The organism is Streptomyces sp. NPDC107765 (assembly GCF_055657085.1).
Map to the genome: position 1 here is coordinate 86,415 of NZ_JBVKBL010000011.1, position 15,739 is coordinate 102,153.

Sequence of the window (15,739 nt, forward strand, 5' to 3'; positions counted from 1 at the left end):
CCGTGCCCCCGACCTGCCCCGAAGAGACGGCGTACGCCGCACGCACACGTATCTGTTCATGATCCCCCCTGGTCCCCCTGATTCCCCCGGTTTCCCGGTAACCCGGGCCCCCAATTCCGCTTGCGTTCTTCTGCATTGCTGTACTGCTGTATTGCTCGGAACCCTCAGGCCCTCCGAATCGGAATCCCTGGAACCCCTTGGCGTCCCTCAGGCTCAGACGAATCCCTTGGTCTCCATCGGTGCCCCCAGAGCCCCCTGCTTTCGCCCGTTTCCCCTCAAGTCCCGCAAGTACCCCAAGCCTCTTGAGCCCCCGGGCTTCCTGGAGCACCCGAACTTCCGGCAACTGTCGAAAAGAACCGGATGCAGAACTAAGGCTTCTCCCACCCGAGTTGACTGTCAAGGTTGCTCGTCCGGGCTGTGGATAACTTCATCACTCGCCGGAATTTCTACTTCCGCACGGGTACGCCGGCCACCGATGCGTAGATAGAGTCCGCTGGCCTGGCAGGCTGAGTGATCTTCTCCCCCTTGCCGCTGTACGCCGGGAAGTCCAGGTGGCGGACCAGCAGGAAGCGATCCGAACGGCGGGCGGATTGCTGAGGAGACGGGGCGCACAACCGACGGGTACACCGCCGAGAAGTCCGGCGGGCAGATCGTCGGCGGCACGATCAAGGCGCCGCCGGGCTTCCTGCTGATCGGCACAGATGCCGGACTCGTCGTCAGCGCGATCGCTCCGTTGGGCGGCATGACCCAGGGTGCGACCGGCGCGACCGGCGCGACCGGCGCGACCGGCGCGCACGGCGTCATCCCCACCAACGAGGTGATCATAGGCATCATCCAGGCGAAGTTCGGCGCCCGGGTCGCCTGGCTGACGATCCTCGGCTTCGCGGTCGCTCGCCCCCTCCTGGCCCGCTTCACGCCTCTGCGCTACGTCTTCCTAACCGGCCACCACATCCTCTCTTCGGGGTGCGCACGATCCTGGCCGAGCTGGTCCCCGCACTCCAGGACATCGCTGGCCGGCTCGTGCCCGGCCCGGTGCCGGCGCCAGACGCGCCCATCGTCTTCCCGTGCGCGGAGAACGCCGTGCTCATCGGCTTCCTCGCCGGCTTCGTCGGCGGCTTGGTCGGCGGCCTGGTCGGTCTCGGCGTGCTCACCTGGGCGTTCCACCCGGCGTTCGTCCTCGCACTGGTCCTGCCGGGACTCGTACCGCACTTCTTCACGGGCGGCGCGGCCGGCGTCTACGGCAACGCCACCGGTGGGCGGCGCGGAGCGGCCGTGGGCGCCTTCCTCAACGGCCTCCTGATCACCTTCCTGCCGCGCTGCTGCTCAAGGTGCTGGGCGCGTTCGGCAAGGAGAATCCCGACCTTCGGCGATGCCTACTTCGGCTGGTTCGGCACCTTGATCGGCAACGCAGCCAAGGCGGGCGCCACCGGGGGTCTCGTGCTGATGCTGGTGATCAGCAGGGTGCTGCTGGGGGCCGCGATCTTCTCCCAGAAGCGCGTCGTAAACACCGGCTGGACCCGGGCGCCGCCCGCGACGCGGCCGCGACGCCGACGTGCCGCCCGAGGCGTCCTCCGGACGGATCTCCCCGGAGCGGTCCGGTCTGGAGCGGTCCGGTCCGGAAACGGCGTCGGCAGCGTTCCGTACCTACGGAAAGATCACCCCCCGCCCCCAGGCGCCGACCCCGACCCCGCCTCCGCCTCCGCCCCCGGAGGCCGGCTGAACGGCACCGGAGCGGCTGCGACTCCATGCCCCGGGCTCGGGCTGTCCGCGGGGCGGGGTGGTCTGGCGGGAGGCGAAATGCTGCGGTCCGGGCGCGCGGCCCCATCCTCTAGCTCGCACTCAGAGCTAAAATTGGGGCATGGCCATGGGGGAGTTCCCCGATTCGCTCGCCGACGTCTTGGCCGGTGTCCAACGGCTGATCCGGCGCCGCCTGCGGGCCGGCCTCACCGCGCCCCCACTGCGCGGCGCCGAGGTGGAACTGCTGCGTCTGGTCGTGGCCCGCCCCGGCATCCGCGTCTCGGCCGCCGCGAAGGAGCTCTACCTCGCCGGCAATTCCGTCTCCACCCTCGTCAACCGGCTCAGCCGGACCGGCTACCTACGCCGTGAGACCGCGCCGGAGGACCGCCGCTCGGCCCTGCTGTATCCCACCCCGGCCGCCTGCGCGCGGCTGCACGACTGGGAAGTCCGCCGGAGCGCCCTCGTACGCAAGCAGGTGGCACGGCTCTCCGAGGCCGACCAGGCCGCCCTGGCCTCGGCTCTTCCGGCACTGCGAAGACTCGCCCACAACCTGCACGAGGAGGCGGAGGGCTGATGACTCCCGACGAGATCCCCGACGAGATCCCCGAGGAGAGCTGCGAGGAGGCCGCCGACGAAACCCTCGGCGGCGCATCGCGCGCCGATGCGCCGGGCCCCGTGCCCGCCCCGGGCGCCTCCGACGCCGTGCTCTGCCGTGGTCTGCGCTACGCCTTCGGCGAGACCCGGGCCGTCGACGGCGTCGACCTCTCCGTACGTGCCGGCGAGGTCTTCGGCCTGCTCGGGCCCAACGGTGCCGGGAAAACCACCGCGATCCGCTGCATCACCACCCTCCTGCCCGTCCCGGCCGGCATGGTGCGGGTCTTCGGGCACGACGCGGCCAAGGAGCGGATGGCGGTCCGTCGGCTGCTCGGGTACGTCCCCCAGCAGCTGTCCGCCGACGCCGGCCTGACCGGCCGCGAGAACGTCACACTCTTCGCCCGGGTCTTCGACGTCTCCCGCCGTGAGCGCGCCGCACGCGTCGACCAAGCACTGGCGGCGGTCGGCCTCACCGACGCGGCCGGCCGCCTCGCCAAGACGTACTCGGGAGGCATGATCCGCCGCCTCGAACTCGCTCAGGCGCTGGTCAGCGCGCCCCGTCTGCTGATGCTCGACGAGCCGACGATCGGCCTCGACCCGATCGCCCGCACCAGCGTCTGGGACCACATCAACGCGGTACGGGCCGCCACCGGCATGACCGTCCTCGTGACCACCCACTACATGGACGAGGCCGACCAGTACTGCGACCGTGTCGCCCTGATGCACCACGGCCGGATCCGCGCCCTCGGCACACCGGACGAGCTCAAGTCCGCCCTCCGGGCCCGGCGGCGGACAGCCCCCGCCCCGGCCGCGACGGGCACATCGGCCCACCCGTCCCCGGTCTCGACGTCACACCCCCACTTCCCCGCTTCACCGCTCTCCTCATCCCCGCTCTCTTCCTCCCCGCTCTCCTCCCCGCCCTCCTCAGCGGCACCGTCGCGCTCGTCCGATGCCGCGCCGACGCTGGAGGACGTCTTCCGGGACGTCGCCGGCAGCGGCCTCGACGAGCAGTCAGGAGACTTCCGCGATGTCCGAAGCACCCGCCGCACCGCCCACCGCGTCGGCTGACGCCCGCCACGGCACCGGACAGCTGGACCTGCTGCTGGCCCCGCCCCGCGCCCGTACCGGATGGCGGGTGCTGCCCGCCCGGGTCGTGGCGATGTGCGTGGTCGAGCTGCAGAAGCTGCGGCACGACCGGACCGAGCTGTACACCCGCGCCGTCCAGCCCGCCCTCTGGCTTCTCGTCTTCGGGGAGACCTTCACCCGCATCAAGGCCATCCCCACCGGCGGCACCCCGTACATCGACTATCTCGCGCCCGGCATCATCGCTCAGTCGGCCATGTTCATCGCGATCTTCTACGGCATCATGATCATCTGGGAGCGGGACGCCGGCATCCTCACCAAGCTGCTGGTCACCCCGACCCCACGCGCCGCCCTGATCGCCGGCAAGGCGTTTGCCGCCGGAGTGAAAGCACTGGTCCAGGCCGTAGTGGTGATCGTCATCGCCGCACTGCTGGGTGTGGCCATGACCTGGAACCCGCTGCGGCTCCTCGGTGTGGTCGTGGCGGTGGTGCTCGGCTCGGCCTTCTTCTCCTGCCTGTCGATGACCATCGCCGGCATCGTGCTCACCCGCGACCGTCTGATGGGTATCGGTCAGGCCATCACCATGCCGCTCTTCTTCGCCTCCAATGCGCTGTACCCGGTGGCGATCATGCCTGGCTGGCTCCAGACGGTCAGCAAGATCAATCCGCTGAGCTATCAGGTCGATGCCCTACGCGGTCTCCTCCTGGGCACTCACGCCCATCTCGCCCTGGACTACGCCGTGCTGATCGCGGCCGCCGTGGCCGGTATCGCCGCCGCCTCCTCCCTTCTGGGGCGATTGGCCCGCTGACCTCGCCCCCATAAGGCCCGCCGGTCCTGAGTCCCGCCGGTCATTGGCCCGCCGGTCATGTGGGCCGGCGGTCATGTGGGCCGGCGTCATCGCGCCGGTCACCTGGGCGCCCACGGTGTTGCCGGTCATGCCCTGCCTTTCGGTCGGCATACGCTCATCCGGCCATCGCAGCCCCGTCCGTCGCCGCCCCCTCAGCCGTACGCGCGGCGCCCGCCGTCGTACGCTCGGCCTGCTCCAGCCACTCCAGGTACCAACTCCGGAACGTGGCCGGCGTGCCGCCGTCCGGGCCCAGCCGCAGGGGCTGCATGTCGACGCCGTCGCAGCGGGCGTCCGCCCATATCCGGCCCCGCTCCGGCCCGCTCACCACCAGCCACCGGCGCTCGGCACACCCGATGTGGCACAGACATATCGCCCCGACGGTGCGGTCCTCGGACCACATCAGCGCCTCCCACCGGTCCCACCAGGCCTCTTCCGCTTCCTCGTACTCCTCCGCACTCCCGAAGTCGGCCTCGTCGGGCCGTTCCGCCTCCAACGCGTCGAGCAGCTCGGCATCGAGGCCGGCCTGGGGAAACGGCTCCAGCAAACGGGCGGGGGTCGTCATATTGCCTCCGTCGCCTACCCACTCCCATCCGCCGCCCGCAGCTCTGCGTATGGGGAAGACGCCGTAGGCCGGGCCCGCCCCGCCCGCGCCCACCTCTCGGAGGAACTCCCGGTACGCCTCGGGCAGGCGCACACCCAACCAGCGCTCAAGGTCGGCCAGTTCGTCCGCCGTGAGCGGGTCGGCCAGTGCGAACCGATGGCCGTGGTACCCGAATACCTTCTCCGCACCCGGTGCCGAGCACAGCCGCAGCACCCGCTCGCGGACCCCCGTCCATGTCTGCTCAGTCATGCTCCCACCGTACGAGGCACCACTGACAACGCCCGCCGCGCAGCCGGCTCGCGGCGGCCGGTGCCGCGGCGGTGGGCCGGGCCCGCGGCACGTCTCAGAGCCAGTCCCGCCGCTTGAAAATGAAGTACAGACTCACGCACACCACCACCATCAGCCCGATGGCGAAGGGATATCCGAACGCCCAGTGCAGCTCCGGCATGTTCTGGAAATTCATGCCGTAGATGGTCCCGACCAGCGTCGGCGCGAACAGGATCGCCGCCCACGACGAGATCTTCTTGACCTCTTCGTTCTGCTCGAAGCCTGCCTCGGCCAGGGCCCGCATCTCGGCGTTCTGCTGCTGGTTCACCAGGGTGGCGTTGACGGTGAGGATGTCCTGGAGGGCCTGCCGGAAGCCGTCCACCCGCTCCGTGGTGTGCAGCACGTGGTCCGCCACGTCACGCAGATAGCGGCGCAGTTCCTCATCGATCGCATACTTCTCGAAGCCCGCGGTCAGACTCTCCAGGATGCCGTTCAGCGGACGGGTCGCGCGCTGGAACTCCACGACCTCCCGGGAGAGTTCGTAAATACGGCGGGAAACGCGCGGGTCGCCGCCGAACACCTCGGTCTCGATCTCGTCGATGTCGGTCTGTACCCCGGCCACGACCGGCGCATAGCCGTCGACGACCGCGTCGAGGATGGCGTAGAGCACGGCCTCCGGGCCGCGCTTGAGCAGCTCCGGGGCGTCCTCCATACGGCGGCGCACGGCCGTGAGGTCCGGTGCGCCCCCGTGCCGCACGGTGATGACGAAGTCCCGCCCGACGAAGAGGTGCAGCTCGCCGAAGTCGACCTCTTCGGCGTCGTCCAGATAGCGCGCGGCGCGCAGCACGACGAACAGGGTGCCGCCGTAGCGTTCCAGTTTGGGGCGCTGGTGAGCCTCCAGGGCGTCTTCGACGGCGAGCGGATGGAGATCGAACTCCGAGGCCAGGGTGACCAGTTCGGAGGGTGTGGGGCGGTGCAGCCCGATCCAGGCGAGGGTGTCCGTAGTGGCGCGCTGCTGCCGGAACGCGTCGGCAAGTGTGTCGTGGGTACTGACGCGGTGTCCGTCGCGATACAGGGCGGCGGTGATGACGCTGCTGGCGTTCTCGGCGGGTGGTTCCTGCGGCTGGGAGCCGTCTGCGTTCTCGGCGGGCGGGGGCCCGGCGGGCCGCTTCTTCGCGGTTTTGCGCAGGCTACGCAGGCCACGCGGCCGACGGCCGGGAGGTTCAGAGCTCACGACAGAACCGACCTCCGTCACAAGGGGGGATGAACAGGCACACAGAATCTCGACGCAGGATAACTGCCGCAGATGTCAGCACAGGTCAGGGGCCATGGTGCAGGATGGAACGGGACGTGACGCGGCGTGTGTCGCGTCCGGCGAGCTTTGTATGTTTATCCCTAGAATTGCGCGATGCAGATACCGCAGACAGCCATTGCTCCTCTGGGTGAGGTGATTCGGTGAACGGCCCCGATGCCACCGACGAACAGTGGGAAGGGCTCGCCGAGGTCGTCCCGCTCCGCGGCAGCAGCGAATGGCCCTCCTGGCCCGACCACCGCGCTCTCCCCGAGGACGAACCGGCCGAGGAACAGCGGCGGTTCATGGTCATCCGGGTCCAGACCTTCGCGGACGCCCGTGAGGTCGCCGAGTACCTGATGGCACAGATCCCGGTCCTGTTGGACCTCAGCAGCGCCGACACCGACGTCGCCAAGCGCATCCTGGACTTCTCCAGTGGTGTCGTCTTCGGACTCGGCAGCGGTATGCACCGCGTTGACACCAACGTCTTCCTTCTGGCGCCGGTCGGCACCGAGGTCGCGGAGGCGGCGACGGGCGGCATCCCCCGTTCGTAGGAAGGATGATCGGGCGGAACGGTTCTCCGGTCGCGCCACTGCATAGCGTCCGCATATGGATACCGGCAGTGTGCGACCGGCGGTCACCGAGTTACGGCTGTCCGCCTTCAAGACCCATCGCGGCATCACCTTGCCGCTCGGCCCGCTCACCCTGTTGAGCGGCGAGAGCGGAAGCGGCAAATCCAGTGCGCTGCAGGCGTACGAGATCCTCGCCCGCCTGGGAAGCGGGGAGCCCCTGGCACGGGCCGTACGGGACGTCGCGGGCAGCGCCTCGGCGTGTGTGCCGGCGGGGTCGCGCCCCGACGAACAGGGCAGACGCGGCTTCCGCATCGGCTGCACGGTCGACGGCCCGGCCGGTCCGGTCGACCTCGATCTCGCCGTACAGGCCGAGCCCGAACTCCGGATCGTCGGCGAGCGGTTGACCGGCGGCGGCGAAACCCTGCTGACCACCGCCCTCACCGACCCGGCGCGCCCCGCGGTGCAGGCGGCCTGGCACACCGCGGGTATGGCGCCGGTCACCCGCGCCCCGCTGCCCGACGACCGTCTCGGCACGTCGCTGCTGCCGTTGCGCGTCGCCGGTAAGACGGAGGGTCAGCGGCTGGTGCTGGCGGCCGCCGAGCAGGTCGTGGTGGCACTGCGCTCGGCGTTCGTCTGCGATCCCCGGCCGGAGGTCATGCGGGGGACCAGGGCCGCCATGGCGGCCGGAGCCGTAGGCGCGGGCGGAACGGGGGGCCGGGCCAAGAAGGCGGGCACGGGCAAGACCGCGGGAAAAGGGGCGTCTACGACGGCAGCCGCCGGTAGCTGGGGCACGCGGGCCCGCAACGGGAGCGGAGGCGGTGACGAGGCCGGACGCTGGGGCCGCGACGCCGACGATGTGCATGACGAAGGGCGGCTGCGGACCTCCTGCGACAACCTGCCCGCCGTACTGGAGCGGACGAGCAAGGAGTGCGCACGACGGCACGCGGTGCTGGTCGCGGCAGTACGGGAGGCCTGCGCCGGCCCGGTCGACGGACTGCGCGCCGTTCCGAGGCAGCAAGATCAGACGGCGGAGGCGGCGGCCGCAGTCCCCTCACCAGCGGCGCCGGGGGCAGCGGCGGGCGGCGGACGCAGCGCTTCCGGTGCTCAGCGGACCGGGCAGGGAGCGGTGGCGGAGCAACGGCGTCTGCAGGCCGTGGTCGACCGGGGCACACTCGGCGAGATGCCGATCGAGCAGCTCGGCGACGGTGAGCTGCGGTTCGTCGCCCTGGCGCTGGTGCTGCTGACCGGGCCGGGCGTACTGGCCATGGATCCGGCCGGAGAGATCCCCTCGGCACAACAGCAGATGACCGTCATGGCCGACGGAATGGACCGCTGCATGGACCGCAGACAGGCGCGCGAGCTGGTGTCGCTGGCCGTGCGCATGGCGGAACGCGGGCACGTCCGGCTGCTGGGCACGGTACGGGACCCCTCGGTCGCCGACGGACTGCCCGGCGTACAGGTGCTACACCTAGGAGCATGAGCGAGGATCTTCATGCGCTGCAGCGACGACTGGCCGAATTCGCGGCCGCGCGGGACTGGCAGCAGTACCACACCCCCAAGAACCTGGCTGCGGCGCTGAGCGTCGAGGCCGCGGAACTCGTCGAGATCTTCCAGTGGTTGACCCCGGAGGAATCGGCGGAGGTGATGTCCGATCCGCGGGTGGCCGGCCGGGTCGAGGACGAGGTCGCGGACGTGCTGGCGTATCTGCTGCAGTTCTGCCAGGCGCTGGGGATCGACGCCTTGGCGGCGCTGGCCGCGAAGATCGAACGCAACGAAACGCGCTTCCCGGCGGTCCGGCAGGCCCGGCCGGACCGGCCCCGGGAGGGCGGGGAGTAGCAAAGGGGAGGGGGCGACTCCGCAAGCGGGGGCGCCCCCTTGATGCCGAATTTTCCGGTCATTGCAGGTTTTTCTGGCGCCCCGAGTCGATCGTGTGACGGGTGGGGGTTATGCGACGCGAGGGGGGCGGGGCGCGCACAAATCGGACTCTCGTCACTCTCTGGAGTTATGGATCTATCCACAGCGCCTTGGTTGTCCACAGATTTGCGAATTCCCCTGGCTTTTTTGGCTGTTGACCCTCACTCTGGGTAGTGAAAGGAGTGCGGGGTGCATGCGAAGGAAGAAGGAAGGAGGGGGAGAGGATGGACGCGGTGCGGATCATCGCGGCCAGCCGGCGCGGCCTGGCGGAGTCGACCACGGTGCAGGACGTGATCGTCGAGGCGTGGCAGGCGCAGGCCTTGGCGGAGGCGATAGGTAGCCATCTCGCGATATGCGGACCGTACGAGGTGCGGTCCCGGGCCCGAGGCCTGGGCAATGCGAGCGGGCGGTTCAGCGGGGGACTGCCGCGCTCGACGCCGGCCAGAGGCGGGCTGCGGGCAGCACAACTCTCCGAGGTGCGTGACGTCAGAGCTGCCTTGTCGGGGCTGTGCCAACTGCTACGCGACGTATGCGAAGCACTGGTCGCAGTGGTGCTGCTCGCCGATGAGGAAGGAACGTACTGGACCTGCGTGGAGGCGATGGACACGCTCGACGAATCGAGAGACCGCGCTACCGGAATACTGGAGAAGCTGGAGGTGCGTGACCCGAATCCTGCCTGAGAACGACCGCAGAAGAAGCCTGACGACAGCAGACGAAGCCTGACGACAGCGCTGACCCTGACACGCCAGACTCCCTGACGCCAGCGCCGGCGGTCACATGCAGCGCCGCCACGCCTTCCGACGGAATGTCCTGCGCACCTGTGCACCCTGCGCGCCGGCCACTTCGCCTGCTGCTGAGAATCGCCCTGCATTGCGAGAGCGGTCTGCCAGTTGCGGCCCACCTATCGCTGACCGGCGCACCTGCCACCACAGCGCACCTGGCCCTGTGCTCTCGCCACCGCCCGACCTCACCGGACGCCGTCCGTCGGCCGTTGCCCACCGGCACAGGTCCGGCCCGCCACCCATAGTCCGTCGCCCGTCGCTTTCGTGCCCTTTGAAGCCCGCTCACGGGCGGGGCCGCCCCCGACGGGCCTGAAGTCCCCGCTCATCGGCGCCCCGTCCGCAGCCGAGGTATGCCAGAGCTACGTCCCCATGTCGCTCTGTCCCTATGCCCATCGACCGCCCGCGCGGTCGGGCAGCCGGTAGCGGTGAAGGAGCAGGGTCCGGCCGGAGTCGGGCGGGTCCGATCGGTACCTGAAGCAACGCCATGCAACGACGCACTGCCGCGGTTGGTCCGCCGTAAGAAGTGCAGGATGGAGGTATGGACCTACGAATCTTCACCGAGCCCCAGCAGGGGGCTTCCTACGACACGCTTCTGAGGGTCGCCAAGGCCACGGAGGATCTCGGCTTCGATGCATTCTTCCGCTCCGACCATTACCTGAGCATGGGCAACGGCGACGGGCTGCCCGGTCCGACGGATGCCTGGATCACCCTGGCGGGCCTGGCTCGTGAGACGAAGCGCATCCGGCTCGGCACGCTGATGACGGCGGGCACCTTCCGGCTGCCGGGTGTGCTGGCCATTCAGGTGGCGCAGGTCGACCAGATGTCGGGCGGCCGGGTGGAACTCGGCCTCGGGGCAGGGTGGTTCGAGGAGGAGCACAAGGCGTACGGCATTCCGTTCCCCAAGGAGAAGTTCGCGCGGCTGGAGGAGCAGCTGGCGATCATCACGGGCCTGTGGGCCACTGAGAAAGGAAAGGAGTTCACCTACGACGGGACCTACTACCAGCTGGAGAAGTCGCCTGCGCTGCCCAAGCCCGCACAGGCCAAGGTGCCGGTGCTGATCGGTGGGCACGGTGCGACCCGTACGCCGCGGCTGGCCGCGCAGTACGCCGATGAGTTCAACATCCCTTTCGCCTCGCTCGAAGACAGTGAGCGCCAGTTCGGACGGGTGCGGGCGGCCGCCGAAGCCGCCGGGCGGAAGGGCGATGAGCTGGTGTACTCCAACGCCTTGGTGGCCTGCGTCGGCAAGGACGATGCGGAGGTGGCGCGGCGAGCCGCGGCCATCGGGCGGGACGTGGACGAACTGAAGGCCAACGGCCTTGCGGGTTCCCCCGCGGAGGTCGTCGACAAGATCGGGCGCTATGCCGCCATCGGCACCTCCCGCGTCTACCTGCAGATCCTGGACCTCGATGATCTGGACCACCTGCAGCTGATCTCGGACCAGGTGCAGTCGCAGCTGGACTGAGGCGGTCAGGGGTGGCGCCGGGGCGATCCCATGCGTTGCTGAGTCGAATCAACCGCGTAGCCGAGTCGAACCCACTGCGTTGAGCCGGCTGGGCCGAGGTACTGCAGGGAGCGGGGCTGCTGGAAAAACTGGTGGGGATCGGGGAGCGGTGCCGTAATACTCGGACGGGTGTTCCTGACGATAACCACCACCGGCAGCGCCGACCGTCCCGCGACCGACCTCGGATTCCTGCTGCACAAGCATCCCGACAAGGCGCAGCAGTTCTCGACGGCGCATGGCACCGCACATGTCCTCTACCCGGAGGCGGATACGGAACGGTGCACCGCGGCGCTGCTGCTGGAGGTCGATCCCATCGCCCTGGTTCGCCGGAGCCGTGGCAAGGGCCGTGGCGGTGCTCCGGACTCGGCGCTCGGGCAGTACGTGAACGACCGTCCGTATGCGGCGTCCTCGCTGCTGGCGGTGGCGTTGCGGAGCGTCTTCTCCAGCGCGATGAAGGGGCAGTGTGCGGCGCGGCCGGAGCTGGTGGCGCGGGCGATGCCGTTGCGCATCGAGGTGCCCGTGCTGCCGGCCCGGGGCGGTGCGGAGCTGGTGCGCAAGCTGTTCCAGCCGCTGGGGTGGCAGGTGCTGGCCGAGGCGGTGCCACTGGACGAGACGTTCCCGGAGTGGGGTGACTCCCGCTACGTACGGCTCGTACTGGAAGGGGAGTGCACGCTCGCCGAGGCGCTGCGGCATCTGTACGTGCTGCTGCCCGTGCTGGACGACGCCAAGCACTACTGGGTCGCGCCCGACGAGGTCGAGAAGCTCCTGCGGGCCGGTGAGGGCTGGCTGGAGGGGCATCCGGAGCAACGGGTGATCGTCGGCCGTTATCTCGCGCGGCGCTGGGCGCTCACGCGGGAAGCCATGACGCGGCTGGAGCTGGAACGGCTGGCCGAGTCGGACGACGTGGCTGCCGAGGAGATCGACAACGCGGTGGACGAGGAGGCGGACACCGAGGAACGGCCGGTGCCGCTCGCCGTACAGCGGAGGGAGGCGATTCTCGCGGCGCTGCGGTCGGCCGGGGCGGCGCGGGTGCTCGATCTCGGCTGCGGGCAAGGCCAGTTGGTCGGCGCGCTGCTCAAGGACCCGCAGTTCACCGAGATCGTCGGTATGGACGTGTCGATGCGGGCACTGCACGAGGCACGGCGCCGGCTGCGGCTGGACCGGATGCCTGAGCGGCAGGCGGCGCGCGTACGGCTCGTACAGGGGTCGTTGGCGTACACCGACGCGCGGCTGAAGGGGTATGACGCGGCGGTGCTCAGCGAGGTCGTCGAGCACGTCGACCCGGAGCGGCTGCCGGCGCTGGAGTACGCGGTGTTCGGGGCGGCCCGGCCGGGGACGGTCGTGGTGACGACGCCGAACGTCGAGTACAACGTGCGCTGGGAGTCGCTGCCGGCCGGGCATGTACGGCATGCGGACCACCGCTTCGAGTGGACCCGGGAGGAGTTCCGGGGCTGGGCGCGGGAGGTGGCCGCGCGGCATGGTTACGAGGTGGACTTCGGCCCGGTGGGGCCGGACGACCCCGAGGTCGGATCGCCGACACAGCTCGCCCACTTCCGTAGGGCGGAGGAGGGCGGCAGCGGGAAAGCCGCAGTCGCGGTCGCAGGCGTAGCCAACGGTCGTGGCGAAAGCGCCGCCGGAACCGGAACCGGAACCGGAACCGAAACCGGCGCCGGTATCGGGTTCGGTGCCGCTGCCGGTGCCGGCAGGAGTGAGGACGGAAGCGGTTCTGTGAGTGGGGAGGAGGTTGCGGTATGACGGGCGTCGACCGTCGGGAAGTAGCGGGGGAAGCAGCGGTGGAAGTGGATGAGGAAGGGGGCGTGGGGCGCGTGGAGCGGCGGGCGCTCGGGGTGCCGGACCTGTCGCTGGTGGTGTTGGTCGGAGCCACGGGGTCCGGTAAGTCGACCTTCGCGGCCCGGCACTTCAAGGCGACGGAGGTCATCTCCTCCGACTTCTGCCGTGGGCTGGTCAGCGATGACGAGAACGACCAGAGCGCGAGCAGCGATGCGTTCGACGTGCTGCACTTCATCGTGGGGAAGCGGCTGGCGGCCGGGCGGCTGACGGTCGTCGACGCCACCAACGTGCAGTCGGAAGCGCGTACCCAGCTGGTGCGACTGGCGCGGGAGCATGACGTCCTCCCGGTGGCGATCGTGCTGGACGTACCCGAGCAGGTGTGTGCCGAGCGCAACGCGACGCGGGCCGACCGGGCCGGGCTGCCGCGTCGCGTCATCCAGCGCCACCAGCGCGAACTGCGCCGATCCCTGCGCCACTTGGAGCGTGAGGGGTTCCGCAAGGTGCACCACCTCAGAGGCCAGGCGGAGGCCGATGCCGCCGAGGTCGTCAGGGAGCGCAGGTTCAACGACCTGCGGCACCTCACAGGGCCGTTCGACATCATCGGTGACATCCACGGCTGCCGTTCCGAGCTGGAGACGCTGCTCGGCCGGCTGGGGTACGTCCTGGTGCGCGACGGGCTCGGCAGGGCCGTGGACGCGGCGCACCCCCAGGGCCGCACCGCCGTGTTCGTCGGAGACCTGGTCGACCGCGGACCGGACAGCCCCGGGGTGCTGCGGCTGGTGATGGGCATGGTCGCGGCCGGGCACGCGCTCTGCGTACCGGGCAACCACGAGAACAAGCTCGGCCGCTACCTCAAGGGCCGCAAGGTCCAGCACACCCACGGCCTCGCCGAAACCGTCGAACAGCTGGAGCAGGAGGACGCCGCCTTCCGGGACGAGGTGGGGACGTTCCTGCAGGGGCTGGTCAGCCACTACGTCCTCGACGGAGGCGGACTGGTGGTCTGCCACGCCGGGCTGCCGGAGAAGTACCACGGCCGGACGTCCGGCCGGGTGCGGTCCTTCGCGCTGTACGGCGACACGACCGGCGAGACCGATGAGTTCGGCCTGCCGGTGCGCTACCCGTGGTCCGAGGACTACCGCGGCCGCGCCGCCGTCGTCTACGGACACACGCCCACCCCGCGTGCCACCTGGCTGAACAACACCCTCTGCCTGGACACCGGCTGCGTCTTCGGCGGCCGGATGACCGCGCTGCGCTGGCCGGAGCGGGAGCTGGTGGACGTACCGGCGGAGCGGGTCTGGTACGAGCCGACGAAGCCGCTCGCCACAGAGGCGCCGGGCGGTGCGGACGGCCGTCCGCTCGACCTGGGCGACGTCGCCGGCCGGCGGATCGTGGAGACCCGCCACATGGGCCGGCTCGCCGTGAAGGAGGAGAACGCGGCGGCCGCACTGGAGGTCATGAGCCGCTTCGCGATCGACCCGCGGCTGCTGCCGTACCTCCCGCCGACGATGGCGCCCTGCGCGACGTCGCAGGAGGACGGCTACCTGGAGCACCCGGCGGAGGCGTTCGCCGGATACCGGGCGGACGGCGTACGGGAAGTGGTGTGCGAGGAGAAGCACATGGGTTCCCGTGCGGTGGCGCTGGTGTGCCGCGACGAGACGGTGGCCACGGAGCACTTCGGGGCGCCCAAGGGGGTCCCGGGTGCGCTCTACACCCGTACGGGACGGCCGTTCTTCGACGACCCGGAGGCGACCGGAACCCTGCTGCGGCGGGTCGCCGCGTGCGTCGCGGAGGCCGGACTGTGGGAGGAGCTGGAGACCGACTGGCTGCTGCTGGACGCGGAGTTGATGCCGTGGTCGCTCAAGGCGACGGGGTTGCTGCGCAAGCAGTACGCGGCGGTGGGCGCGGCGTCCGGAGCGGCGTTCCCGGGCGTGCTCGGCGCGCTGGAGGCGGCGGCCGGCCGCGGGGTCGAGGTGGGACCGCTGCTCCAGCGGCAGCGGGACCGGGCGGCGGACGCCGCGGCGTTCACGGCGGCGTACCGGCGCTACTGCTGGCGCGTCGGCGAGCGGGCGGCGTCGGACGGGCTCGGGGCGCTGGAGGGAGTGCGGCTGGCACCGTTCCAGATCCTCGCCGTACAGGGGCGCAGCCTCGCCGGGCTGGCACATACGGAGCAACTGGCCCTGATCGACCGGATCGTGGTGGCGGAGAGTGCGGTGACAGGCCGCGACGACGGGGTGTCCGGAGACGGACGTGCCGTCGGCGGGGCCGGGCTGCTGGCCACGACCCGGCGGATCGTCGTCGACACCGAGGACGAGACGTCGGTCGCGGCCGGCATCCGGTGGTGGCTGGAGCTGACCGCGGACGGCGGCGAGGGGATGGTCGTCAAACCGGTGCAGGCGCTGATACGGCAGCCGGACGGACGGCTCATCCAGCCGGGCGTCAAGTGCCGCGGCCGCGAGTACCTGCGGATCATCTACGGGCCGGAGTACACCCGTCCGGACAATCTCGAGCGGCTGCGCATACGCCATCTGGGCCACAAGCGTTCGCTGGCACTGCGGGAATACGCGCTGGGCCTGGAGGCGTTGGACCGGCTGGCGGAGGGCGAGCCACTGTGGCGGGTGCACGAGGCGGTGTTCGGCGTGCTCGCGCTGGAGTCGGAGCCGGTGGACCCGCGGCTGTAGGGGCGGCGGCCTGCTGATTGAGGTGGCGCGCTTGCCCGTCAGGCCCCCTGGGCCGCTCGATCAGTGGGGCGTCGTTGCCGG

General features: G+C 70.4%; 12 protein-coding genes and 1 pseudogene. 11 read left to right on the forward strand and 2 right to left on the reverse strand.

Annotation, left to right across the window (positions count from 1 at the left end):
* Positions 1-631: 631 nt before the first annotated feature.
* The 4 genes and pseudogenes from ACZ7MX_RS25440 to ACZ7MX_RS25455 form a co-directional block, all read left to right on the forward strand.
* Positions 632-1,720: pseudogene (locus ACZ7MX_RS25440) on the forward strand (PTS transporter subunit IIC); the annotation flags it as partial.
* Positions 1,721-1,858: 138 nt separating this feature from the next.
* Positions 1,859-2,311 (forward strand): MarR family winged helix-turn-helix transcriptional regulator, encoded by a 453-nt coding sequence (locus ACZ7MX_RS25445; RefSeq protein WP_472135543.1) that lies wholly within the window; start codon positions 1,859-1,861, stop codon positions 2,309-2,311.
* Positions 2,311-3,399, forward strand: a complete 1,089-nt coding sequence (locus ACZ7MX_RS25450; protein ID WP_472135544.1) for an ATP-binding cassette domain-containing protein — start codon at positions 2,311-2,313, stop codon at positions 3,397-3,399. The genes ACZ7MX_RS25445 and ACZ7MX_RS25450 overlap by 1 nt, the downstream gene beginning before the upstream one ends.
* The gene (locus ACZ7MX_RS25455) at positions 3,359-4,222 is read left to right on the forward strand and encodes an ABC transporter permease (RefSeq protein WP_472135545.1); all 864 of its coding nucleotides are present in this window, start codon (positions 3,359-3,361) and stop codon (positions 4,220-4,222) included. Before ACZ7MX_RS25450 ends, ACZ7MX_RS25455 begins: the two co-directional genes overlap by 41 nt.
* A gap of 154 nt (positions 4,223-4,376) precedes the next feature.
* On the opposite strand, the gene ACZ7MX_RS25460 is transcribed toward ACZ7MX_RS25455, so the two are convergent.
* Both ACZ7MX_RS25460 and corA read right to left on the reverse strand, forming a co-directional pair.
* Positions 4,377-5,111 carry an SMI1/KNR4 family protein gene (locus ACZ7MX_RS25460; protein WP_472135546.1) on the reverse strand — a complete coding sequence of 245 codons (735 nt, stop codon included), beginning with the start codon at positions 5,109-5,111 and terminating at the stop codon, positions 4,377-4,379.
* 94 nt (positions 5,112-5,205) lie between these two features.
* Positions 5,206-6,363 (reverse strand): magnesium/cobalt transporter CorA, encoded by a 1,158-nt coding sequence (gene corA / locus ACZ7MX_RS25465; RefSeq protein WP_472135547.1) that lies wholly within the window; start codon positions 6,361-6,363, stop codon positions 5,206-5,208.
* A gap of 221 nt (positions 6,364-6,584) precedes the next feature.
* Between corA and ACZ7MX_RS25470 the strand changes: the two genes are divergently transcribed.
* From ACZ7MX_RS25470 to ACZ7MX_RS25500, 7 genes are all read left to right on the forward strand, one after another.
* Entirely contained in the window at positions 6,585-6,974 is a 390-nt protein-coding gene (locus ACZ7MX_RS25470) for a cell division protein SepF (RefSeq protein WP_472135548.1), read from the forward strand.
* Positions 6,975-7,029: 55 nt separating this feature from the next.
* Positions 7,030-8,472 carry a biotin transporter BioY gene (locus ACZ7MX_RS25475; RefSeq protein ID WP_472135549.1) on the forward strand — a complete coding sequence of 481 codons (1,443 nt, stop codon included), beginning with the start codon at positions 7,030-7,032 and terminating at the stop codon, positions 8,470-8,472.
* The gene (locus ACZ7MX_RS25480; RefSeq protein WP_472135550.1) at positions 8,469-8,828 is read left to right on the forward strand and encodes a nucleotide pyrophosphohydrolase; all 360 of its coding nucleotides are present in this window, start codon (positions 8,469-8,471) and stop codon (positions 8,826-8,828) included. The genes ACZ7MX_RS25475 and ACZ7MX_RS25480 overlap by 4 nt, the downstream gene beginning before the upstream one ends.
* Positions 8,829-9,130: 302 nt before the next feature.
* Positions 9,131-9,586 carry a DUF6099 family protein gene (locus tag ACZ7MX_RS25485; protein WP_472135551.1) on the forward strand — a complete coding sequence of 152 codons (456 nt, stop codon included), beginning with the start codon at positions 9,131-9,133 and terminating at the stop codon, positions 9,584-9,586.
* Positions 9,587-10,226: 640 nt separating this feature from the next.
* Positions 10,227-11,150 (forward strand): LLM class F420-dependent oxidoreductase, encoded by a 924-nt coding sequence (locus ACZ7MX_RS25490; protein WP_472135552.1) that lies wholly within the window; start codon positions 10,227-10,229, stop codon positions 11,148-11,150.
* A 168-nt stretch (positions 11,151-11,318) separates the two neighbouring features.
* Positions 11,319-12,944: a 3' terminal RNA ribose 2'-O-methyltransferase Hen1 gene (locus ACZ7MX_RS25495; protein WP_472135553.1), complete on the forward strand. Its 1,626-nt coding sequence runs from the start codon at positions 11,319-11,321 to the stop codon at positions 12,942-12,944.
* Positions 12,941-15,658, forward strand: a complete 2,718-nt coding sequence (locus ACZ7MX_RS25500) for a polynucleotide kinase-phosphatase (RefSeq protein WP_472135554.1) — start codon at positions 12,941-12,943, stop codon at positions 15,656-15,658. The genes ACZ7MX_RS25495 and ACZ7MX_RS25500 overlap by 4 nt, the downstream gene beginning before the upstream one ends.
* Positions 15,659-15,739 lie beyond the last annotated feature (81 nt).